General features: G+C 60.7%; 26 protein-coding genes. 21 read left to right on the forward strand and 5 right to left on the reverse strand.

Annotation, left to right across the window (positions count from 1 at the left end; translation table 11 throughout):
• Positions 1-22 precede the first annotated feature (22 nt).
• From WBP06_RS09460 to WBP06_RS09490, 7 genes are all read left to right on the forward strand, one after another.
• Entirely contained in the window at positions 23-517 is a 495-nt protein-coding gene (locus WBP06_RS09460; protein ID WP_395326930.1) for a DnaT-like ssDNA-binding protein, read from the forward strand.
• Positions 517-912, forward strand: a complete 396-nt coding sequence (locus tag WBP06_RS09465; RefSeq protein ID WP_395326931.1) for a hypothetical protein — start codon at positions 517-519, stop codon at positions 910-912. Before WBP06_RS09460 ends, WBP06_RS09465 begins: the two co-directional genes overlap by 1 nt.
• A complete protein-coding gene (locus WBP06_RS09470) occupies positions 912-2,129 on the forward strand; it encodes a hypothetical protein (protein WP_395326932.1) in 1,218 nt (405 codons plus the stop codon). Before WBP06_RS09465 ends, WBP06_RS09470 begins: the two co-directional genes overlap by 1 nt.
• Positions 2,130-2,214: 85 nt before the next feature.
• Positions 2,215-2,442 carry a hypothetical protein gene (locus tag WBP06_RS09475; protein WP_395326933.1) on the forward strand — a complete coding sequence of 76 codons (228 nt, stop codon included), beginning with the start codon at positions 2,215-2,217 and terminating at the stop codon, positions 2,440-2,442.
• Positions 2,442-2,876 carry a hypothetical protein gene (locus WBP06_RS09480; protein WP_395326934.1) on the forward strand — a complete coding sequence of 145 codons (435 nt, stop codon included), beginning with the start codon at positions 2,442-2,444 and terminating at the stop codon, positions 2,874-2,876. Before WBP06_RS09475 ends, WBP06_RS09480 begins: the two co-directional genes overlap by 1 nt.
• A complete protein-coding gene (locus WBP06_RS09485; protein WP_395326935.1) occupies positions 2,876-3,319 on the forward strand; it encodes a phage tail terminator-like protein in 444 nt (147 codons plus the stop codon). Before WBP06_RS09480 ends, WBP06_RS09485 begins: the two co-directional genes overlap by 1 nt.
• A 39-nt stretch (positions 3,320-3,358) precedes the next feature.
• Positions 3,359-3,754, forward strand: a complete 396-nt coding sequence (locus WBP06_RS09490) for a hypothetical protein (RefSeq protein WP_395326936.1) — start codon at positions 3,359-3,361, stop codon at positions 3,752-3,754.
• A 6-nt stretch (positions 3,755-3,760) separates the two neighbouring features.
• Here WBP06_RS09490 and WBP06_RS09495 read toward each other — a convergent pair whose 3' ends face one another.
• A complete protein-coding gene (locus tag WBP06_RS09495) occupies positions 3,761-4,048 on the reverse strand; it encodes a hypothetical protein (RefSeq protein ID WP_395326937.1) in 288 nt (95 codons plus the stop codon).
• A 177-nt stretch (positions 4,049-4,225) separates the two neighbouring features.
• Here WBP06_RS09495 and WBP06_RS09500 point away from each other — a divergent pair, with 177 nt between their 5' ends.
• The 14 genes from WBP06_RS09500 (at position 4,226) to WBP06_RS09565 (ending at position 17,204) form a co-directional block, all read left to right on the forward strand.
• The gene (locus tag WBP06_RS09500) at positions 4,226-4,951 is read left to right on the forward strand and encodes a hypothetical protein (protein ID WP_395326938.1); all 726 of its coding nucleotides are present in this window, start codon (positions 4,226-4,228) and stop codon (positions 4,949-4,951) included.
• Positions 4,952-5,021: 70 nt separating this feature from the next.
• Entirely contained in the window at positions 5,022-5,435 is a 414-nt protein-coding gene (locus tag WBP06_RS09505; protein ID WP_395326939.1) for a hypothetical protein, read from the forward strand.
• A 110-nt stretch (positions 5,436-5,545) separates the two neighbouring features.
• Entirely contained in the window at positions 5,546-5,809 is a 264-nt protein-coding gene (locus tag WBP06_RS09510) for a hypothetical protein (protein WP_395326940.1), read from the forward strand.
• Between the two features lie 3 nt (positions 5,810-5,812).
• Positions 5,813-8,716, forward strand: coding sequence for a phage tail length tape measure family protein (locus tag WBP06_RS09515; protein ID WP_395326941.1), 2,904 nt, complete (start codon positions 5,813-5,815; stop codon positions 8,714-8,716).
• The gene (locus WBP06_RS09520) at positions 8,713-9,372 is read left to right on the forward strand and encodes a hypothetical protein (RefSeq protein ID WP_395326942.1); all 660 of its coding nucleotides are present in this window, start codon (positions 8,713-8,715) and stop codon (positions 9,370-9,372) included. The genes WBP06_RS09515 and WBP06_RS09520 overlap by 4 nt, the downstream gene beginning before the upstream one ends.
• The gene (locus WBP06_RS09525; RefSeq protein WP_395326943.1) at positions 9,369-10,028 is read left to right on the forward strand and encodes a hypothetical protein; all 660 of its coding nucleotides are present in this window, start codon (positions 9,369-9,371) and stop codon (positions 10,026-10,028) included. The genes WBP06_RS09520 and WBP06_RS09525 overlap by 4 nt, the downstream gene beginning before the upstream one ends.
• A complete protein-coding gene (locus WBP06_RS09530) occupies positions 10,028-10,429 on the forward strand; it encodes a DUF6950 family protein (protein ID WP_395326944.1) in 402 nt (133 codons plus the stop codon). The genes WBP06_RS09525 and WBP06_RS09530 overlap by 1 nt, the downstream gene beginning before the upstream one ends.
• Entirely contained in the window at positions 10,416-12,308 is a 1,893-nt protein-coding gene (locus WBP06_RS09535; protein ID WP_395326945.1) for a hypothetical protein, read from the forward strand. Before WBP06_RS09530 ends, WBP06_RS09535 begins: the two co-directional genes overlap by 14 nt.
• A 2-nt stretch (positions 12,309-12,310) precedes the next feature.
• The gene (locus tag WBP06_RS09540) at positions 12,311-13,228 is read left to right on the forward strand and encodes a hypothetical protein (protein WP_395326947.1); all 918 of its coding nucleotides are present in this window, start codon (positions 12,311-12,313) and stop codon (positions 13,226-13,228) included.
• A 213-nt stretch (positions 13,229-13,441) separates the two neighbouring features.
• On the forward strand, positions 13,442-15,652 hold the full coding sequence (locus WBP06_RS09545; protein ID WP_395326948.1) for an SGNH/GDSL hydrolase family protein: 2,211 nt from the start codon (positions 13,442-13,444) through the stop codon (positions 15,650-15,652).
• Entirely contained in the window at positions 15,649-16,245 is a 597-nt protein-coding gene (locus tag WBP06_RS09550; RefSeq protein ID WP_395326950.1) for a lysozyme, read from the forward strand. Before WBP06_RS09545 ends, WBP06_RS09550 begins: the two co-directional genes overlap by 4 nt.
• Positions 16,246-16,250: 5 nt before the next feature.
• The gene (locus tag WBP06_RS09555; protein WP_395326951.1) at positions 16,251-16,616 is read left to right on the forward strand and encodes a phage holin family protein; all 366 of its coding nucleotides are present in this window, start codon (positions 16,251-16,253) and stop codon (positions 16,614-16,616) included.
• Positions 16,613-17,005 carry a hypothetical protein gene (locus WBP06_RS09560; RefSeq protein WP_395326952.1) on the forward strand — a complete coding sequence of 131 codons (393 nt, stop codon included), beginning with the start codon at positions 16,613-16,615 and terminating at the stop codon, positions 17,003-17,005. Before WBP06_RS09555 ends, WBP06_RS09560 begins: the two co-directional genes overlap by 4 nt.
• On the forward strand, positions 16,971-17,204 hold the full coding sequence (locus WBP06_RS09565) for a hypothetical protein (RefSeq protein WP_395326954.1): 234 nt from the start codon (positions 16,971-16,973) through the stop codon (positions 17,202-17,204). The genes WBP06_RS09560 and WBP06_RS09565 overlap by 35 nt, the downstream gene beginning before the upstream one ends.
• Before the next feature lie 375 nt (positions 17,205-17,579).
• Here the strand turns inward: WBP06_RS09565 and WBP06_RS09570 are convergent, their stop codons facing one another.
• The 4 genes from WBP06_RS09570 to WBP06_RS09585 are packed head-to-tail and all read right to left on the reverse strand — an operon-like array spanning position 17,580 to position 18,729.
• A complete protein-coding gene (locus tag WBP06_RS09570) occupies positions 17,580-17,882 on the reverse strand; it encodes a hypothetical protein (RefSeq protein WP_395326955.1) in 303 nt (100 codons plus the stop codon).
• A 58-nt stretch (positions 17,883-17,940) separates the two neighbouring features.
• Complete coding sequence (locus WBP06_RS09575; RefSeq protein WP_395326957.1) at positions 17,941-18,105, reverse strand: hypothetical protein; 165 nt, start codon at positions 18,103-18,105, stop codon at positions 17,941-17,943.
• Positions 18,106-18,160: 55 nt separating this feature from the next.
• On the reverse strand, positions 18,161-18,454 hold the full coding sequence (locus tag WBP06_RS09580) for a hypothetical protein (RefSeq protein ID WP_395326958.1): 294 nt from the start codon (positions 18,452-18,454) through the stop codon (positions 18,161-18,163).
• Complete coding sequence (locus WBP06_RS09585; protein ID WP_395326959.1) at positions 18,451-18,729, reverse strand: hypothetical protein; 279 nt, start codon at positions 18,727-18,729, stop codon at positions 18,451-18,453. The genes WBP06_RS09580 and WBP06_RS09585 overlap by 4 nt, the downstream gene beginning before the upstream one ends.
• Between the last annotated feature and the right edge of the window lie 225 nt (positions 18,730-18,954).

Below are 18,954 nucleotides of genomic sequence, written 5' to 3' on the forward strand. Positions count from 1 at the left end.
GCCTTTTTCGTAAGGAATGAATATGGCCGCCTACGGCACGGATGATGGGTTCACGACATGGCTTGCCGAGCAGGGTTACACTCTGCCTGACGATGTCCCCGCGCCTGCCGTCCTGCGGGCGCGGGGAAGCGCCTATGTCGATGGATATGAGCCGTACTGGACTGGCGTTCGCACCGATGGCGCGCTCCAGGAGCTTGCTTGGCCGCGTACCGGCGCACGGATGAACTGCACACTCGCCGTTCCCGATGACGTGATCCCGCCCTCGATCGTCACCGCAACGTATCGGGCGGCATGGCTGGAGGGCTCAACACCTGGCGTTCTCGCCGGGCCGGTCGTCACATCGGGAACGCGGGTAAAGCGGCAGCGCGTAGATGTCATTGAGAGGGAATTCTTTGATGACGGAAAAGCCGAAGTCGGATCCGGTCCATCATTTATAGATAGCATTATAGATGGACTGCTCTCTCAGTTCATCTGCGAGGACAAGAACGGTGCCTTCCTCTGGAGCCTCGGCTGCTGATGGGCGAGTTCTATGCAGACATGCGGCAGACCGCCATCGACCTCCTTGCACCGGCCAGTGAAGGCGGACTTGGGCAAGGATCGATCGCGCTTGTTCGTCTCGTCCCTGGGCCGCCGCCGGCCAACGAATGGAACCCACCTGCCGATCCGACGCGCGAAGTCACGCCACTGGATGGCGCCGCGCGCGGTGTTGGCAAGGAACTGATCGGCGCCCCCATCGAAACGGGTGGCCAGATCGTCGCGACAGACCTGATTGCAATCGTGGCTCCGTGGGATGGTGAGTACGATCCCGCTGATGCGGTCGAGCTTGATGGCAAGCCTGTCACGGTGCTCTCGGTCAAGAACATCCCCGCCGTCGGCACAGTCTGCGCCGTGCAATTCGTCCTGAGGCAGTGATGGACGAAACGATCGACAATCTCCTCGCTGCACTCGCTCCGGCCCTAGCCGCGGCGTTTCTGGCGGCCATCAGGAACCTGCGCGGCGGGATCGACTATGACGCGCTGATCGTTGCTCTGCGCGCCGGCGACGTTGACGCCGCGATAGCCGCGCTGAACATCGATCGAGGCGCATTCTCCAAGTACATGCTGGAGAGGCAATCGGCCTTTGAGCAGGCCGGCAGCGAGATCGCCGCCGAGCTGACCAAGCAACGCGCCGCGGCGCTGCCGAAGGTCGACCGGTCTGCACCGTCGATCCGATCTCCCATTCTTACCCCGCCGGAACCGGAGGCCGCGCCAATCGGTCCATCAGGCCCCATCGCGCCCGCTCCACCCTCACCTCCGACGCTTTCGGCGCCAGGCGGCGGGAACGTAGTTTTCCGTTTCGACATGACCAATCCACGAGCCGAAGCGAAGATCCGCACCGAAGCCGCGACACGTGTGGCCGGATACGTGGACGAACAGGTAGAGGCGGCGCGCAAGGTCATTGCCGATGGCTTCCAGCGCGGCGACGGTCCACAGAATATCGCGATCGATATCGCGGGGCGCGTAAATCCGATCAGCGGGCGACGCGAAGGCGGCATAGTCGGCCTGTCTGATCCCCAGGTGGGCTACGTGGACAACATGCGGCAACGCCTGCACTCCGGTGATCCGGACGAGATGATGAAGGTGCTGGGCTCCTTCCGTGACGGCGCTTGGGTCGAAGGCACTGGCCAGACCCTGCGCGATCGCCGCTATGATCGCTCGATCATGAAGGCCATCCGCGATGTAGCGGCCGGTAAGCCCAATCCGCTGACGGCCGATAAGGTCGACGAGATGGCAGCCAAGTATGCCGACCGCTTGCTCTCCCGGCGCGCCGAGGACATCGCTCGAACTGAGACAGCACAGGGCGTCATGGCCGCCCGGGCCGAGGCCACGCGCCAGTCGCTCGACAAGGTCGGGCTGTCCGATAGCGCGGTGACCAAGACGTGGCGGCACAACGGTGGCGTCCGCCATGCTCGCGATTGGCACCTCCACATGAACAACAAGAGCGTCGATGGCATCGATGTGCCGTTCCACCTCCCTGATGGCTCCGTGATGCAGCACAGCCACGACCCTGATGGCGGCGTGAAGAACAACGCAAACTGCCGGTGCTCGACAGATTTCGATATCGACTGGGCATTTGGGTTGCTTGGATGATTGGGCTGACCCGATCGGTTCACCTTAACCGGTGCCGTTGTTGGTCAGCCCATGAAATTGTTACAACGTGGACAGGAGAATAGCAATGGCCTGCGAGAAATGTGAAGAACGACGCCGCAAGCTTCGGGACGCCATCATTCGAGGAAAGCTTGCTGAAGCCGGCGGTCATGTGGTTGCGGGCATTAGCGAGATAGTCACGCCCAAGAGCAAGGCGATTGGGTCTGATGGCAGCAGTGGCGGTGGTATCTCGGAGATGGGTAAGGCTGGCCCCGAAGCGATTATGCCACTCAAGCGCGGCAAAGCGCTGTACTGATGGCCACTAGCTGGTCCGGCGTTGATCCGTCCACATGGGCGGAATCTAAGGACAAACTCCTCACGGCCCTGCTGCGCGGCGCCGTGCAGGATCTCGCCACCGTGGCCAGCACCACCATTCCCAATGGAGGCCGGGTTCCGGTCAAGACCGGCAACTTGGCTCGCTCTGTGGTCGTGGACAATAAGCCACCGCCGATCATCGAGGGCGAGGCGAAGGGCGGCGGGTTCTTGAACGGAATCGCCGGGATCAAACCAGGCGAGATGATCTATATCGGTTGGCAAGCGGCTTATTCGCGCCGGATGAACTACGGTTTCATCGGCGAAGACAGCCTTGGCCGAACCTACAACCAGACCGGATATGGGTTCGCCGAAGCGGCAGCGGCGCAATGGCCCGAGATCGTAAAACGCCAAGCCGCGAAACTGAGGGGCAGGTAATGCCAGCGATTGAAACGACGGACTGGCTTGCTCTCAAGGCGCGCATCGCCACGCTGGTTACCGCACCGGTTGTTCCGGTCTACGATCCAGACGCCATCGTTACGCCGCCAGCGGACGCGGTGGGTCCGGCGCCTTATATCCTCGTCTCAGATGTGACCAATGACCCCGTCCGTGTCGGCATCGCGCGCCGGGGCAACGCCGGTGTCGATCATGTTCGCAGCGGCACGCTCATGCTCTCGCTGCAATGGCCGATTGCGAGGCCTCTGTCGCATACCCAGCTCAAGGAACTAGCGGGCCAGATCGCAGAACATTTTCCCGCCGACGCATGCATGACCTACGGCCCGTCTCGGCTGCGGGTAACGCAGGACAGCGCGGCACTGCAACCTTATGTGGACGGCGCATATCGCGTCGCCGTGGTGCGGGTATTCTGGTCGAGCATGTGAGGCTGGCCAAGCGGGCGTGATGATGACAGGTTCCTCGCCATGAGAACACCCGCCCTTCTGCTCGCTGGATTCGCCGCACTTGCCACGCAAGCCTCAGCTCGCTCCGACACTGACTATCCCCACCGGGACTGGGGCAAGGTCGTCACGCTGGATATGAGTGTTACCGACGCCACGGCGTGCATCACGAGAGAGATGAACCGCAACGGTGACGCCACGGTCATTCCAGTGGACGGCGGCAGCGATATTGACGTTGCACCTCACCTGATGTGGGGGCCGAAGGCAGAGCCTTGGCAGACATTCAAGGTGCGGGACGAGGCGGGATCGACCACCATGCGCATCTTCTACCGACATCCCGTAAAGCAAGGCGCCAATGATAAGGCAGTGGCCAAGATGGCCAAGCAGTGCCTCAAGGTGCGAGAGATCAGTCCAGCATAAGGGCCATCACCGCACAAATTGATGCGTGTATCCGACCGCACCACCCTGCCCGTCCGACACGATAGCATAATGATATCCCGAGCGGCCTGACGTACCGATCCACTGGTATAGCTGGCCGCCATTGGTACTTGCGGAGATGGAGGTCGGCATTCCAACCTTTCGGATAATGTCCTTCATCTGCATGCCGCGAATGTCGCCGAGTTTCTGGAACTTCCTGACCTTGCTGCCTGTCCGCATGACGCCGAAAATGATCGGAACGATAATGAGCACGGCGAGCAAAATAACAAATGGCATGGTGCATTCCCCCTCAAGTCGCGTGCATGCCCCATAATCAGATCGGTGTCGAATCAGGCGCCGACTCGAACAATTGATGCGTCATCACGCACAAATGTTGCGCATTCAATCTCCCCGTTGTAATGTTCAGGCGATTTGAACCGCCCAGCTGTGTCCTGGGTAACGGGAGCGCCGGACATGGGATTGCAGGCTGTAGCAGGATCGAAGATTTTCATCGGTACGCGCGTCGCGCCAAAAGGCGAGGTCGTCCTGGCCGATTTCGCGGCGCAGGAAGCGGCGTGGGTCGAGATCGGCGGGTGGACGCAGAGCGGTTCGCTCGGCGACACCCAGGAGATCATCAGCCAGAACTTCATCAACGAAGGCCGCACCCGCAACATCAAGGGCACCAAGAACGGCGCCTCGATGGAAAACACCTTTGCGCCGCTCCCGAATGATCCGGGTCAGATCGCGTTCAAGGCGGCTATCGACAGCTGCAACCCCTATGCATTCAAGGTCGAATGGGGCGCTGGCTGCGCATCAGAGGGTGAAGTCGAAATCAGCGTCGGCACGCCTGGTGTCGTGACGTGGCCCGGCGGCCACGGCCTGGAGGCCGGCTCGCCTGTCATGTTCGATGCAGCAGGCGGGACCCTGCCCACCGGCCTTACCGCCGACACGGTCTATTACGTCTCCGCGACTGGCCTGACGCCGACGACCTTCTCCGTTTCGGCAACTCCGGGGGGGGCGGCCATCGCTACCACGGCAGCTGGCACGGCGACGTCGATTACCGCCACGGCTCAGCCGGTGGGCTCCACCGACCTCTTCTATGGCCTCGCGATGCCGGGTGCCCGCCAGGGCGGCGAAGCGAACACGGCGCTGCTGCGTACGTGGTCGATAATGCCAGACTCGAACATCTTGGAAGTCTGAACAAGCTAAGGGCGGCGGCGATCGGGTCTGTCGCCGTCCTTAGACCCGAACCGACCCGAGAGAAACGATCATGGACATTGGCAACATCAGCAAGAAGGCTGACCTCAGCGAAGGCGACTGGATCGGCGATATTCCGGACATGGACGGCATCCGCCTGAAGGTCCGCTCCACCAATTTCAAGCCGTTCCGCGTTGCGACCGCCGGTCTTGCCCGCCGCAGCGGCAAGAAGATGGGCACTGACGAAGGGCTCATGAGCTTCAACATCGCGACCGGCAAGCCGCTGGCCGAGCATATCTTGCTCGATTGGGACGGCCTGACCGAGAACGGGAAGCCGCTCAAGTTCGACGCCAAGAAGGCAGTCGCGATCCTGACCGCCGACGACGACCACGGCATCGGTGCAAAGTTCCGTCGCGCAGTGGAATGGGCTGGTGACCAGGTCGCCGAACGTATCGCCGCCAAGGCCGTCGAAGCGGCGGGAAACTGAAGAATGCGCTGCGCTGGTCACTCGATCACTACGACGAGTGGCGCGCAGCGAAAGAACAGGCCGAGGCCGCGGGTGGAGAGATACCCGAAATCCTGCAGCAACCCGAGATCATGGATGGGTTCGGTGGCTGGTACGAGGATTTCTGGAAGCTCTCCACCGAACGGCAGATCGGTTTCGGGGTAGGCCCGATCCCAGGCAGCGCAATTGACCGGCACATCGCCGGATGGAGTTACGAGGACGCCGAGGTGTTCGAGTTCTGCATGAGGGAAATGGACGGGGTCTATCTGATGAAGAACAACAAGTCAGAGCAAGCGCCGCCCACTGCCTCGCCTCGCGATGCCTTCCGTTCTGCCACCTCTGGGCGTCGGCGATAATCCATGGACGTCGCCGCGCTCCAGCTCTCTGTCGATTCAAGCGACGTCGTAAAGGCGGCGAACGATCTCGATAAGTTCACGGCCTCCGCGAAGCGAGCCGGTGCGGCGGCGAGCCTCCAGACAGGATCCATCGCCAAGCTGGTTGCGTCTGTCCAGTCGATGGATTCCAAGCTCAGCACGATAATTGGCAGTTTGGACAAGATTTCTACCGCCATGTCGGCGATGGGGCGTGCGTCTCAGGTCGCGGCGACTGGTCAGGACAATGTGGCTCAGGCGGCGCAGTCGGCGGCCAAGTCCTTCGCCAATGCTGATGCGCATGTGAATTCTTATCGTGACCACCTCCAAGGGCTGGTCGCGCAGCAGAACAACGTTTCAAGGGCGATGGCAGCAGCCGATGCGCATGTTACCGCATACGCGCAGCACCTCCGGCAAGCCTCTAACACACCGTCACTCCCCAGCCCCATCCAACCTTCTTCTGCATCGAGCGGCAGCTTTACGTCTTACGGGGCCGCGGCGATCAAGGAGACTGGGCAAGCTGCACAACTTGCCGCGCATCATGCCCAGAACCTGTTCTATCAGCTGAATGACGTGTTTGTCAGTGTGGCATCGGGACAAAAGCCCCTCACGGTCTTTATCCAGCAGGGTTCCCAGATTGCGCAGATCTATGCGCAAGCAGGCATGGGGCTCAAAGGATTCTCCCTCGGCCTGGCAAACATGCTGGGCCTGCTCTCCACCACAACGGCAGAGACGGAGGCGTTGGCGCTGGCGGAGGCGCAGCAGTCGGCAGCATCCGTGGCGGCAGCGAATGCTCAAGCGACGGCCAACGTGCGCGCCGCAGAGACCAACATCGCGATCGCGGAAGCTCAGGTTGCGCTCGCCGCCACCGCGACCGAGGCCGCCACCGCGCAGGCTCGCCTTACACTGGCAACGGAATCGCTCGCCGTAGCCCAGACCGAAGCCACGATCACCGCTGCGGCGCTGGATGCTGCCATGGTGGCGGAAGGAGAGGCCGCGACAGCCGCAGCGGCAGCGACGACGGTAGCCCTGACGCCTCTTGCCATTATCCTCGCCGGCGTCGTGGCCGTGCTCGCCCTTTTCACCGCAGGCGTCGCCGCGCTCAACAAGCAGGCAAACGACGACAGCGGATTAAAGAAATACACCACCGCAATGGGCTACACCAAGGCCGAGGTGGAAAAGCTCAATGCGGTGACCGTGACATGGGGCGACACCGCCAAGGCTGTGTTCCAGGTAGGCTGGCAGCGCATCGCTGAAGCCTTTGGGCTTACGACAGACGATCTGAGCAAAGCATGGTCCAGTTTCACGGACTGGATGGTGACTGCGACGCGAGCGGCTTTGGGCGGCGTCTATGCCGCGTTCACCGGCGCGCAGAACATCATCCCGCGCATCCTCGACAACATCAAGACGGGCAAGAAGGAAGGCCTGCTTGAGATCATTGGAGGCAGCTTCTCGGACCAGTACAAGGAGGCCCAGAAGTTCATGGATGATGTTGTCGGGCAGTCGCGCAAGAACGCGCGGGCGCGGCAGGATGCCATGGCGACGAAGTTCTACGACGCCCCGACCGAACGGAAGGGCCGACACGAATACGACTTCTCCGACCTGCTCAAGGATGCGGACAAGCAGCGCAACGATCTAACCAAGGCATCGGCGCAGATCGGTGTTTATGGCGAAGCGCTGGCGCAGGTAACCTACGAACAGGATCTGCTTAACAAGGCGTCGGAGCATGGGCTCAAACTGACGCCGCAGCAGACGGCGCAGATCAATGAAATCTCCAAGGCCCTGGCAGCTCTGTCCGAACAGAATCGCCACGACACGTTCATGGAGAATTTCAACGAGCAGACCAACCAGCAGATCGCCTCTCTGGAGCAAGCGCGTGGCGCTATCGGTCTGACGGGTGCCGCCTTGGCAAGCTACACCTACGAGCAGGAGCAGCTGAACAAGGCGCTGGCAGAGCATATAACGCTCACCGATGCCGATCGCCAAAAGATCAGCGATGACGCGGTGAAGGTCGGCGATGCGGCCTATCAGAACATCCGTGAAAAGTCGGCGAGCGATAATGCTCGGTCACATGCTGAGGCGATGCGGCAGCTTGAGGTCGAGCGTGATGCCATCGGCCTGACCGGCCAGGCGCTGATCGCCTACAACTACCAGCAGGACCTGATCAACAAGGCCCTTCAGGAAGGCGTATCCTTCAAGGACATCGACATCGAAAAGACGCGCCGGCAGGCCGAGGCCTACGCTGAAGTCCGTTATTCGATCGATCAGCAGAAACAGTCGATAGCTGACGCGCGGGAGGTCACGAAGGGCTTTTTCGAGGACTGGATCAACGGCGTCCGCGAGGGAGGAAATCTCTTCAAGTCGTTCGCCGATGCCGTGATCAACAGCCTCAACCGCATCATTGACAAGATGCTGGACCGGATGCTGAACACGTTGCTCGACAGTCTATTCACCGGTGGAACAGGGAGCTTGTTCGCTAACGGGGGCTCGTTCGGTTCCGCTCAAAAATACGCTTTGGGCGGCTCGTTTGGTACGCCCACGCGCTTCGCCAACGGCGGTGCCTTCACCAACACTGTGGTGAGCACGCCCACCCTGTTCCGCTTCGCCAACGGTGGCGCTCTGGGCGAGATGGGTGAGGCTGGGCCTGAGGCGATCATGCCCCTATCTCGCGACTCCAGCGGGAAACTAGGGGTACGGGCGTCTGGTGGGGGCTCTAGGAATGCCAGCGTCAAGATCAACACTCCCATCGTGATTCAGCAGTCTGGTTCATTCACGACGGAAGATGCGCGAGCCATGGCTGCACAGGCGGGCGCGGCTGCAGTGCAGGAGGTGCGCCGCAACCTAGATGCCTATCTGCGTGAATGGGAAATCGATGGAGCCGTGTCATCGTGAAGGTCTATCAGTTCCCCACGTTCCGTATTGCCAATCAGCTGTTTCACACGCCAGGAGCCGGCTACGAGGGCGGCCTTACATCTGGTGGTGCGCAATTCATAACTCCGGAGCCGGGCGGCTTTTCGGTCCTGGAAATCCAGCCAGCGATTATCGATACCGAGTGGGACTTTCCACTAGCATCATGGATCATGTCCAAGATCAGCGGACAGATTTTCCGAGTACGCCTCGCTCCCTCGCCGCAAATCGCCTACAGCAAAAGGCGCGGCATGATGGCGGTTCCTTGGAACAACGGGGAGACGTGGTCCAATCAAGAGAATTGGGACGGCGACTTCACCGCCACTTATGCTGCGGCAGGGCTGCAAGGGTCATTGAATATTACCATAGACCTGACAGGCGTCGGGCCGATCGTGTTGCCAGGTCATGTCATCGGCCATGATTTCGACGCGTACCTCGTGGATGAGATCTGCTATACCGGCAACATCGCAACGGTCATCCTGACGACCCCGCTGGTGCGTGATGTCGTGCCCGGCGACAACTGCTATTTGCGCCCATGGTTCACTGGCCGGATCAGCAATGGCGCTGATATTCGCGCGTCATACAACCATCTTGGCCACGTCACGCCGGGCAACATCATTCTGCAGCAGGCGGTCGTATGAGCGCCTTCTACGATCAGATAGACGAAATCCTAGGATCAGCAGACGACACCACCGACATCGTCGCGACGGTGCGGAAATGCTGGCTCTACGACTTCAAGGAAGAACCGGTTCGGCTCTGGGATGGCCAAGGCAACTTCGTCGACAGCGATGGCAATGAGTGGCTCGGTACCATCGATGCAAACGGCGGGAATCTGCACAAAACTCCATCACTTCAGGATGGCCGCGACGGCACCAGCGCCTCCTATTCGTTCTCGCTCGCGATTCCGACGCTCCCCGGCCAGGAAACTCTTGCGCTCTACGATGCGCTGAAGGCCGATCAATCGCAGGTCTTTGGAAGAAGGCTGGTCTGCTATCTCGTGCTCTTTGGTGTTGGAGAGGGGCTCCGGCCAGGCACCCCGCTCTCCTTTTACAAAGAGATGACGATGTTCTCTCCGAAGTTCTCGGAGACGATCGCACGAGGATCATCGGGGACCGTCACGAAGACCTACACCGCGACGATTACCGCCAAAGACAACAACCACGGCCGCAGCGAGACGCCCGACAGGACGTACGCCGACACAATGCAGAAGCGACGCGCAGCTCAGCTCGGCGTCTCGGTTGACCGCGGTTCTGAATATCTCGCCCTTCTCGCCAACCGAACTTACCAGGTTCCCTGATGGATATCGTCGATGAAACTCTCCGCGAGTGGAGGTCTGGCGTTTTCGTCTACGGGCAGAGCGACTGCATGCTCTCGATAGGACGATACCTTGCCCGCACTGGGCATGACGATGTAACCGGACAGTTCCTTGGGCGATATGACACCCACGAAGGCGCGGCGGCAGAAATAAAAGCTCATGGCGGCATTGCGGGGCTAATGGCTCTCGCCGGGGCCGTGGCCAAAGATGCGCACCCCGCGCGCGGGGATGTGGTCGAGGTCGTTTACAGTGGCGAACAGGAGACTTGTGGAATCGGCGGCCTGTGCACCGGCGATGGTGTTGCTCTGCGGCTCGATCGCGGGACGATCGAGGTGGCACTTCGGTTCATCACCTATCGGGGCGTTTGGCATGGCAGTCGTTAAGAAGATCGTCGGCCTTGTCGCGATGGTCGCCCTGATCGCGTATGCCGGACCGCTCGGCGCCGCGATTGCGGGAAACATCGGCGCCAGTGCTTTTGTTGGTACACTAATCGGAGCAGTGATTGTTGCCGGCGGTACGTACCTCATCCAGTCGATCTTGGTCGGCAGTTCTAGGGCGCCGGATATGGAATCCGGCAAGGTCAATGTCAGGATTTCGGACCCTCCGCGTTGGCTGAACGCCGGTCATTCGCGCTCAGGCGGTGGCGCTCTCTTCGGAGAATTCGATAGCAATGGTCGCTTCTGGTACATCATTGTCCACAGCGACGAGATCCTGCACGCCCCTTATTCCTACTTCCTGGATGATGAGGCCGTCACCCTAGATGGTTCCGGGTATGTCTATCAGGCCGATTTCCGGCTGAAGGCCAACAAGGACAAGGACCCTGCCGAGAACGATGGCGAGGGCAAGGGCTACATCCGCATATGGACCACGACCTATAGCGAGACCGACCCCACCCCTCCCCGCATCCCTGCTTTGGACGCTGCATTCCCTACGCTTTGGACATCGAACCACAAGCTTGTCGGCACGACCTTCAGCGTCATCTGCATGGACGCCCTGGAGATCGAGAACCGCTATAAAATCTACCGCTGGCGTGGGCCATTTGGGCTGGGCGAGCCGGCCGTCAGCGTCGTGGGCGACTGGGCGAACATGTACGATCCGCGCGATCCATCACAGGTGCTTGGAAACCGCACGACCTACAAGACGAGCCGCAACGCAGCCCTGATCTGGGCATGGTTCCGCACGCATCCCTTCGGCCGCAATAAGCCGGAAAGCTCGATCAACTGGGATCGCATCGCTGAGCAGGCGAACATCTGCGACCAGAACGTGGAGGGCATCGAAGGTGATCAGCCTCGCTACGAGGCGGCAGTCTCGATCGTGGACAGCAAGCGCCGGGTCGATGCGGAGAAAGAAATCCTGCTGTCGATGGATGGCCAGATCGTGTTCGACGAAGATGGCAAATCGTGGGTGCGCGTCGGATACTGGTACGATCCCATCCTGTCGTTCTCGCGCAACCGCGACATCATGGCGATGTCGAGCATGGAGGCGCAGGACGGCGAGAGCGAAACTCAGGGCGTCATCGTCAACTACATCGAGCCGGATGCGAACTACACCGTCCAGCCATCGGCCGCATGGATCAACCCGCTCTATTACGATCCCGACACGACGCCGAAGTTCCTGACCGTCGATATCCAGGCATGTCAGAACCACAATCAGGCCATGCGCTTGGCGAAAGGCATCGGCATGCGTTCGCAGCCCCGTCACAAGATCGGCCCCACCGTGAACCTTCGCGGCTTGCAAGCCAGGCAGGAACGCATCGTCGTCATCAATTACGACAATACCTTCGCCGGGGACTACGAGATCGCCACCCCGGTGGAGATTGACGGCGCCGGCATCTTCACCGGCTTCGGCGCAGTGCCGATCGATTCAAGCCGCTGGACATTGCTGCCCGGTGAGGAGCAACCCAAGCCGGTTGTCGACGGATCTGACGAGACGGTGTCATTCCCGGCGATCACCGGCGAAACCGTCTACGAAGCGGACGGGCGCATCAGGATCGACTTCCTGGATCCGCCGCGCTCCGACGCCACCTATGTCGCGGAGTACATCCTGACGTCGCAGATAACCGGAGCGACAAACGATCCTTGGATTTCGATGACAGTCAACGTCAACACGGCTGTCAGCGGATCGGTCCAAGGAGGGTCCGAATACACCGTCCGATATCGTTACACCGTCTCGTCGGGGCGCGGGTCGGCATGGGAGTACGCCACGATCACCCTTGATGGTGATGTGATCTATGACGGCGGCAACGCCTCTACGGGGGCGTAGATATGGCAGACGTAATCGACGTCCGTTTTCGACTTCGCCGCGACACTGCTGGCCAGTGGACAGCCATCAACCCGGTGTTGCTGGAAGGCGAGCCAGCGATGGAGACGGACACCCGCAAGATCAAGTATGGCGATGGCGTAACCGCTTGGAGTAGCTTGCCCTACTTCACCGGAGGCGGTGTCACCAGCGTTGGGTTTTCGACGGGAACGACCGGCCTTAGCATCAGCGGCAGCCCGATCACCGGCGCAGGTACGTTCACGCTAAGTGGCACTCTCAATGCAACGAACGGCGGCACCGGATTCTCGTCCTACACAATGGGTGATATCGTCTACGCCCTAAGCGGTACGGCGTTGACGAGGCTTTCGATCGGCGCCGCTGCTTCCGTGCTATCCAGTTCAGGCACTGCGCCGGTTTGGACGCCGACCACAGGCACGGGTGACGTGGTTCGCGCAGCCCGGCCCGGGTTCACGAACGCAATTGGAGTCGGCACGGCCGCCACGACTTCGGGTTCCGGGGTTACGTTCCCCGCGGCGCAATCACCCAGCACCGATCCCAACACGTTGGACGACTACGAGGAAGGCACCTGGACGCCCACTGTCACGTCAGGCTCCGGGACGATCACAACATACGTTGCAGCCGGCTATTATACGAAAATCGGCCGCCAAGTGCATGCTAGCATGGTTATAGACATCACGACGAATGGAACTGGTGCAGGGTCTATCAACATCACCCTCCCATTCACTTCGGCCGGCGGAGCCATGAAATGGGCCGGTTCAGGCCGCGAGAACGCCGTGACAGGGAGCATGCTTCAAGTGAAGATCGATGGGGGGTCTTCGTCCGCGACTGTGTTCACCTACAACAACGCCTATCCGGGCGCCTCGGGCGCGCAACTGGTGCTATCAATCTCATACTTCGTATAACCTTGTAACATCGGTCTCGTGGCGGAAGAGTTCGATCACCTCCGGTGCCTACGGCAGCGACACTTCCTGTCCAACCTGTTTCCAAATATTCCATTCGACTTGTCTAAAAAGTCGCCGGTTGATATGTATGCGCAACATACTTTCAAAAGGTGCGGCGTGAGCGCAATCGACATTCTCAGGGACGCACTATTCGGAAACCCTCCGAGGCCCACCATGCAGCCGTCGCGCGAGGGCGTTTTGGCCGCATTCACATCGCTTCAGTTCGACGTGAACGCAGCGGTGGCGGGCTTTAAGTCCTATGCCACTGTTGGCCTGATGAACGCCGATACCACCCAGAAAATCGGCACGGTTGGTTACGTTTTCGCCAACAACGGCAGCGCTTCCGACGCGGCCAATGGCTTCTACCAGTGGAACGGCTCGGCCTGGGTCGTCGCGGCTTGGCTTGCGTCCCTCATCACCAACGCAGCCGGCGCGGTATACGAAGATAAGTTCGGCATCCTATCCCGGCTCGGCCCGATCTATTCCTACAGCGCCCCGTATATTGATGGAACAGTGTTGCGCTGGCCCGCCTTCTATCAGCGCATGGCGAACAACACGTTCGCGGAGCGGGCGCCGGCCGATGGCCAAAAATGGTTTGAAGTTGGCGTTCCCCTCGGTGAGGAGCAGGGCCGGTTTCTTGTCTATTATGATGCAACCGACAACACTCTGAAGACGCAGACAATTTATGGAAGCATGACCGGACTAGGTAGTGATACCAAGCCGGTCTTGGCTCATGTCGGCGCGGGCGTCCTGACGAGCGGCATCAAGCCCGCTACCATTGTCTCCAACGATTTCGACGCGAACAGCAAGGGGCGCCCCACCGTGATGGGCGTCGACACTACGCTTGTCCGGACCAACACATATTCCGATTTAGCAGGGCTGGGCATCTTTGTCGGGTATGCGTCGACAGATCAGTTTGCCCGCGTCGGAGGCCTGTTCTCAAGCCCAGAGGCTCAGCGTGTGTTCACGCGGGTGTTCGTCTACGATGCCGACGGTACCCCTGGCACGCCGATCGTTCCGGATTTCGAGACGTTCAACGCTCAGTACCTCGTGAACCGGTCTCAAGGCCTCACGTCGCGTGGGGCTATCCTCGAAAAGATCTACTCAACTCGGCTGCGCAGCTACCTCGTTGATAACCGGGCGGCCACGACCGATATGGCGGGCATCCAGGCAGCATTGAACACCGGTGGACGCAACGTGATCTTGGCGGGCCTTCAGATCGCGGCCTCTAACGATCCCAACTTTGTTGTGCCCCTCATCAATCTTGCGGGAAGCCCCAAGGGCGATAAGTTCGGCTCGATGTATTTTCCCAACGAGATCGCGATGTTCTCGGACAGGAAGATCAATCTCTATCCGGCAAACTTCATCGACCGTCGCCCGATGGAGGCCGATCTCGTAACACTCAGCAGGGGAACCGAAGGCGGGGCTTTGGCTCCTGTCGCAGGGCACGGCCAGTCTATCGTCGCGGTTGATCCATCCACCATCGTCGATGGCGAAACGCTGACGATCGCGCATCACTTCAACCATCCGATTCCGGACCAGCGGCAGTTCAAGAACGTGGTTGCCCGCAAGGTTACGCCTGCTCAGATGGCTGGGAAGACTTTCAAGGTTGCCTTTATCGGCGACAGCAAGGTCGAGTTTTCGCAGACCGCAGATGCGGTTGTGGCCATCCTCGCGGGTTATGGCGCAACCGTCCAGCGGGTTGGGACACTCGGGTCCGGCGCCTCCGTTCATGAAGGGCGAGGCGGCAAAACGCTCGCAGAATATGTCGGCAAGGATCGTACAACTCTGCCTCCTGTAGCCACGCCGGCCGACTACATTAATTCCTCGCAGCGCAGCTTCCTGAACCCATTTGTGGTGCCAGGCAGCGGCACGGGAAGCTATGACGGCTACATCTTCGACTACGCGCAATATCGGACAGCGTATGCCTCGATCACCGGCGGTAACGCTGACCTAGCGATTGTCGATCTCGGATCCAACGATCTGGTCCAGTGGTCCAATCAGGACGATTTCACCGCTTTCGTCGACGAAGCGATGACGCGGATCATTACCTCGATCCGCGGCACCGGAACGAAGGTGCTGATCACGCCTCCTGCTGTTGCATGGGACTCCTACTGGTATGAGGTCTACACCCGTATGGGGTATCCACTGCTGCGGGGCCTCATGCGCGCGGTGAAGCGCGTCAATGATCCCCTCAACGTGAGGCTTTCCAGCGCCTTCACGCAGATGTCACCCTTCGCTTTCGGCGGGTACACGGCGAGCCAAGTCGATGCCGACATTGACTTGAGCTACGGCTTGATCACCGATCGCATCCACCTCTTCCAAGAGGTGCGAACCCAGGATGCCGTAGCGATGGCAGCCGATATCGCGGCGATGATGCGATGACTAATCCCCGCAAACCCATTTTCGACGCGCTGCGGATCGCCCTGGGCGGAAAGCTGGGCGCGGACGACGTGACCATCATGGACAACACGCTCGATCGGCTCGGCGTGCCCAAGGAGACGATCTTGCAACTCAGCGCCACCGGCGAAGCCCTCATCAAGAAGTGGGAGGGCTACAAGAAGGACCTGGGCGACGGCAGGGTGCAATCGTACCCGGACCCGGCCACCGGCGGAGCGCCATGGACGATCGGCAATGGCCTGACCGGGCCGGATATCGTGAAGGGCACGATATGGACGCATGCCAAGGCCGCCCAACGCTTCACCCAGCATATCGAGGATGAGGCCGCACCGGCGGTTCGCAAGGGTATCGGCACCGCGGCGACTACTCAGGCCCAGTTCGATGCGATGGTGTCGCTGGCCTACAACATCGGCGTTGGCGCTTTCCTCTCCTCAACGCTGCTGAAGAAGCACGTGGCAGGTGATTATGCCGCAGCGGCATCGCAATTCGCGGTCTGGAACAAAGCCGGCGGCAAGGTGAAGCAGGGGCTTATCGACCGCCGCGCCGATGAGGCGAAGCTCTACCGTGGGCAAGCCTGAGACACATGGAGCACTTCTCCCTCTCCGACTGGCTCACCTCGCTCGGGTACGCGCTGCTTTCGGCCTTCGCTGGCGGCCTTGGCTACGTCATGCGCGAGAACGACAAGGGCAACCCGCTGAATGGCTGGCGCGCCCTCACCGAGATCGCCTCGTCCGGCCTGGTCGGCTTCCTCGTCATGCTGCTTTGCCAGGCCATGAAGATCGACCCGCTCTGGACCGGCTTCATCGTCGGCATCTTCGGGTGGCTGGGGGCGAACGTCTCAATCCGGCTGCTGGAGCGCATCGTCTACGAGCGCCTTGGCATCAAGCTGCGCGCGAACACCGATAAGCGCGTGGAGGCCGCCAAGGCTCAAGAGGAGGAACGGCTGTGAAGTGGCTTCTCACCCTGCTCACCCCGTGGAAATCCGAACTGTTCGCGATGGTCGGCGTGCTGGCCGTCTGCGGCGTCGGCGCAACAATAGCCGGCTACCTGCACATCCAGCGCCAGAACGAGCAGATCGAGGCGAAGGACGCCCGGATCGGTGATCTGGTCACCGCGAACAAGGGATGGGCCGCGCACTCTGCCGAGCAAGATCGCCTGCGCGCCCTGGAGCAACAGAACGTCCTCCTCCTTCAGGACAAGCTTGCCCTGATCGAACAGCAGAACACCGCCGCCGCCGTGCAACTCAAGGAATTGGAAAACAGCAATGCGGAAGTTCGCGAACTCATGGCTCGCCGCCTGCCTGATGACCTGCGCCGCCTGCTCGAACAGCAGAAGTGAAATCGCCTCGGCACCGCCGCCGGCGTATCAGGGCATCCCGGCCGGGCTGATGGAGCCCTGCACCGTGCAGGACGTGCCGCAAGAGACGGTGGCCTCGATCATCGAAAGCCGCAGCATTTACATCAGCGCGTTCAAGAAGTGCGCCGCCAAGGTGGACGCGATTCGCGCCCATGATGCGCAGGCGCGGGCCGGGCAGTAAGTCGCCGGTCTGTTCCCGGCTGTCAGGCCTCCATTTTGGGTCGCAGATCCGTCAGCGCCTGCGGTTCCCTACTCGGAGTTTCGGCTGCCAACAGGCCCACCTGACGAGTGATCCTGAGCCGCCTGCGAGAATCTACCATTGGCCTCGGTCGCAGGACTGTACCTCTGGCGGCCCTTCATACATGGGTGGTGCCGATACCTAACTCTTGAGCCTTGCGATGCACTGGCGGCTCTGACCAGCTGGTACACCCGGTAGGACGGGAGACATCTACTGCGGTCGTTCCGTTATCGCGGGAACACGGTCGATAGGCTGTGTGCACCAGCGCCAACCGATGCTTAACCGGCTTTCGCGCCGCAGCCCGTGCAGAATCCCACATCACGAATCACCGGTCAACCGCTTCTCCATGCTCCATCTCAACGCTTGTTCCGGGGTAAACAGCGGCCGATAGACGCCGGAATGGTAGAAGAACCTATTCCACCCCGTGCAGCCGGGAGTTAGCCGGCAACGGCAGCGGCGATTGAGCAGGCTGTATTCCTCGCCGACCTTGTCGGCCAGGGCGCGGATTTCCTCAGGGGTGAAGCGATGAATGGCTCGGCACGTGTCACACTCGACCTGGATATTTCGGCCAACAGCCATGATCTGGCGCAGGGTCTTGGAGCCATCGCGAGGAAAGTTCATCCACTGTCAAAGCGCTCATTGCCCGAGTCGGGTCAAGTGATATGTTCACTTTCCGTTCTCATTCGTCCGTGCCGACACCCTCTCCAGCCAGCACGTCCAGCATGCGGTTGAAAAACTCCAGCGCCGCCGCCTTATCCGTGATCGGAAGCGAGACGTAAGCCTCCGCCAGCGCGCGCTCTACGTCGTCTTCGGTGGCTTGGCGGAGGGTGGATAGGTCGGTCATAGCAGCCTCGCGAATCGGTAGGTTTACATACTACCAGAGGCGAGCGCCCATTCGATCATTCCGAGGCCACCTTCTTCTCGATCGTGAAGCGCAGCGTCGTGATGTCGAAACCGCGATCCTCCAATTCATCAATAAGCGAAGGCTCGTACTCGTAGCCGGGTCCGGGAAACTTGGAGCGCAATCTCTTCTCGGTCAGAGCGTGCATCATGAGGCTGCCGGTGCACCTCATGTCTGTGCCATCGCCCCAAGCGACACACAGGTCAGGACGGTTATGCCTATCGACTCGGCCCCAGACGATCTTGATCTCGCCGGCCTTTGCGGTCGGGGTCCGCCAGCGCTTGCGGATCATGTGCCCTTCTCCTCGCGATAGGCTTTCAAAGGCGTGCGGACATTTTCAAGCGACCCATCGAGAATCCCATTGTCGCCGGGATAGATGGTCTGGCATGCGGCTGTGATCTGACGCTCTGCGACATCCAGCGCCTTGGCCATAGCCTCGCAGTGGGCGCGCAGGCGGGTGATCTCGGCAGCAGCCTCGTGCATCATGAAGCTCTGGGTCGCGAGTGACGCATGCGGCTTCGTCAGCCGCTCGACAAGATCGCACTGGGTGGTCTCAGGCATGGTCATGGCTAGAACTCCGGATCAATCTTGCAGCGATGAGGCTCGACCCGGATGCCGCAGGAGCAGATATACTCGTGCGTTTGGAAAGCGGCGTCTGGGGTAGTTTCTTGATATGGGAAAGACCCGAGTGCCCTGCGGCAGACTTCCCGCCAGCTCCGCATAAGCCGCTCATTGGCCGGCCATCGCGCTTCCAAGCTGGAGTGCGCCCCAAGGAGGGATGAGAGGTTGCGC

This window comes from Novosphingobium mississippiense (assembly GCF_044029535.1).
In the GTDB taxonomy this organism is placed as follows: domain Bacteria; phylum Pseudomonadota; class Alphaproteobacteria; order Sphingomonadales; family Sphingomonadaceae; genus Novosphingobium.

What these genes read in the sequence shown, in the direction of transcription:
- WBP06_RS09495 (WP_395326937.1), bottom strand. Translation starts at nt 4,048, where the DNA reads ATGCCATTTGTTATTTTGCTCGCCGTGCTCATTATCGTTCCGATCATT.
- WBP06_RS09575 (WP_395326957.1), bottom strand. Translation starts at nt 18,105, where the DNA reads ATGACCGACCTATCCACCCTCCGCCAAGCCACCGAAGACGACGTAGAG.
- WBP06_RS09470 (WP_395326932.1), top strand. Translation starts at nt 912, where the DNA reads ATGGACGAAACGATCGACAATCTCCTCGCTGCACTCGCTCCGGCCCTA.
- WBP06_RS09540 (WP_395326947.1), top strand. Translation starts at nt 12,311, where the DNA reads ATGGCAGACGTAATCGACGTCCGTTTTCGACTTCGCCGCGACACTGCT.
- WBP06_RS09530 (WP_395326944.1), top strand. Translation starts at nt 10,028, where the DNA reads ATGGATATCGTCGATGAAACTCTCCGCGAGTGGAGGTCTGGCGTTTTC.
- WBP06_RS09545 (WP_395326948.1), top strand. Translation starts at nt 13,442, where the DNA reads ATGCAGCCGTCGCGCGAGGGCGTTTTGGCCGCATTCACATCGCTTCAG.
- WBP06_RS09490 (WP_395326936.1), top strand. Translation starts at nt 3,359, where the DNA reads ATGAGAACACCCGCCCTTCTGCTCGCTGGATTCGCCGCACTTGCCACG.
- WBP06_RS09555 (WP_395326951.1), top strand. Translation starts at nt 16,251, where the DNA reads ATGGAGCACTTCTCCCTCTCCGACTGGCTCACCTCGCTCGGGTACGCG.
- WBP06_RS09505 (WP_395326939.1), top strand. Translation starts at nt 5,022, where the DNA reads ATGGACATTGGCAACATCAGCAAGAAGGCTGACCTCAGCGAAGGCGAC.
- WBP06_RS09500 (WP_395326938.1), top strand. Translation starts at nt 4,226, where the DNA reads ATGGGATTGCAGGCTGTAGCAGGATCGAAGATTTTCATCGGTACGCGC.
- WBP06_RS09565 (WP_395326954.1), top strand. Translation starts at nt 16,971, where the DNA reads ATGACCTGCGCCGCCTGCTCGAACAGCAGAAGTGAAATCGCCTCGGCA.
- WBP06_RS09550 (WP_395326950.1), top strand. Translation starts at nt 15,649, where the DNA reads ATGACTAATCCCCGCAAACCCATTTTCGACGCGCTGCGGATCGCCCTG.
- WBP06_RS09460 (WP_395326930.1), top strand. Translation starts at nt 23, where the DNA reads ATGGCCGCCTACGGCACGGATGATGGGTTCACGACATGGCTTGCCGAG.
- WBP06_RS09570 (WP_395326955.1), bottom strand. Translation starts at nt 17,882, where the DNA reads ATGAACTTTCCTCGCGATGGCTCCAAGACCCTGCGCCAGATCATGGCT.
- WBP06_RS09585 (WP_395326959.1), bottom strand. Translation starts at nt 18,729, where the DNA reads ATGACCATGCCTGAGACCACCCAGTGCGATCTTGTCGAGCGGCTGACG.
- WBP06_RS09510 (WP_395326940.1), top strand. Translation starts at nt 5,546, where the DNA reads ATGGATGGGTTCGGTGGCTGGTACGAGGATTTCTGGAAGCTCTCCACC.
- WBP06_RS09580 (WP_395326958.1), bottom strand. Translation starts at nt 18,454, where the DNA reads ATGATCCGCAAGCGCTGGCGGACCCCGACCGCAAAGGCCGGCGAGATC.
- WBP06_RS09525 (WP_395326943.1), top strand. Translation starts at nt 9,369, where the DNA reads ATGAGCGCCTTCTACGATCAGATAGACGAAATCCTAGGATCAGCAGAC.
- WBP06_RS09535 (WP_395326945.1), top strand. Translation starts at nt 10,416, where the DNA reads ATGGCAGTCGTTAAGAAGATCGTCGGCCTTGTCGCGATGGTCGCCCTG.
- WBP06_RS09515 (WP_395326941.1), top strand. Translation starts at nt 5,813, where the DNA reads ATGGACGTCGCCGCGCTCCAGCTCTCTGTCGATTCAAGCGACGTCGTA.
- WBP06_RS09475 (WP_395326933.1), top strand. Translation starts at nt 2,215, where the DNA reads ATGGCCTGCGAGAAATGTGAAGAACGACGCCGCAAGCTTCGGGACGCC.
- WBP06_RS09480 (WP_395326934.1), top strand. Translation starts at nt 2,442, where the DNA reads ATGGCCACTAGCTGGTCCGGCGTTGATCCGTCCACATGGGCGGAATCT.
- WBP06_RS09485 (WP_395326935.1), top strand. Translation starts at nt 2,876, where the DNA reads ATGCCAGCGATTGAAACGACGGACTGGCTTGCTCTCAAGGCGCGCATC.
- WBP06_RS09465 (WP_395326931.1), top strand. Translation starts at nt 517, where the DNA reads ATGGGCGAGTTCTATGCAGACATGCGGCAGACCGCCATCGACCTCCTT.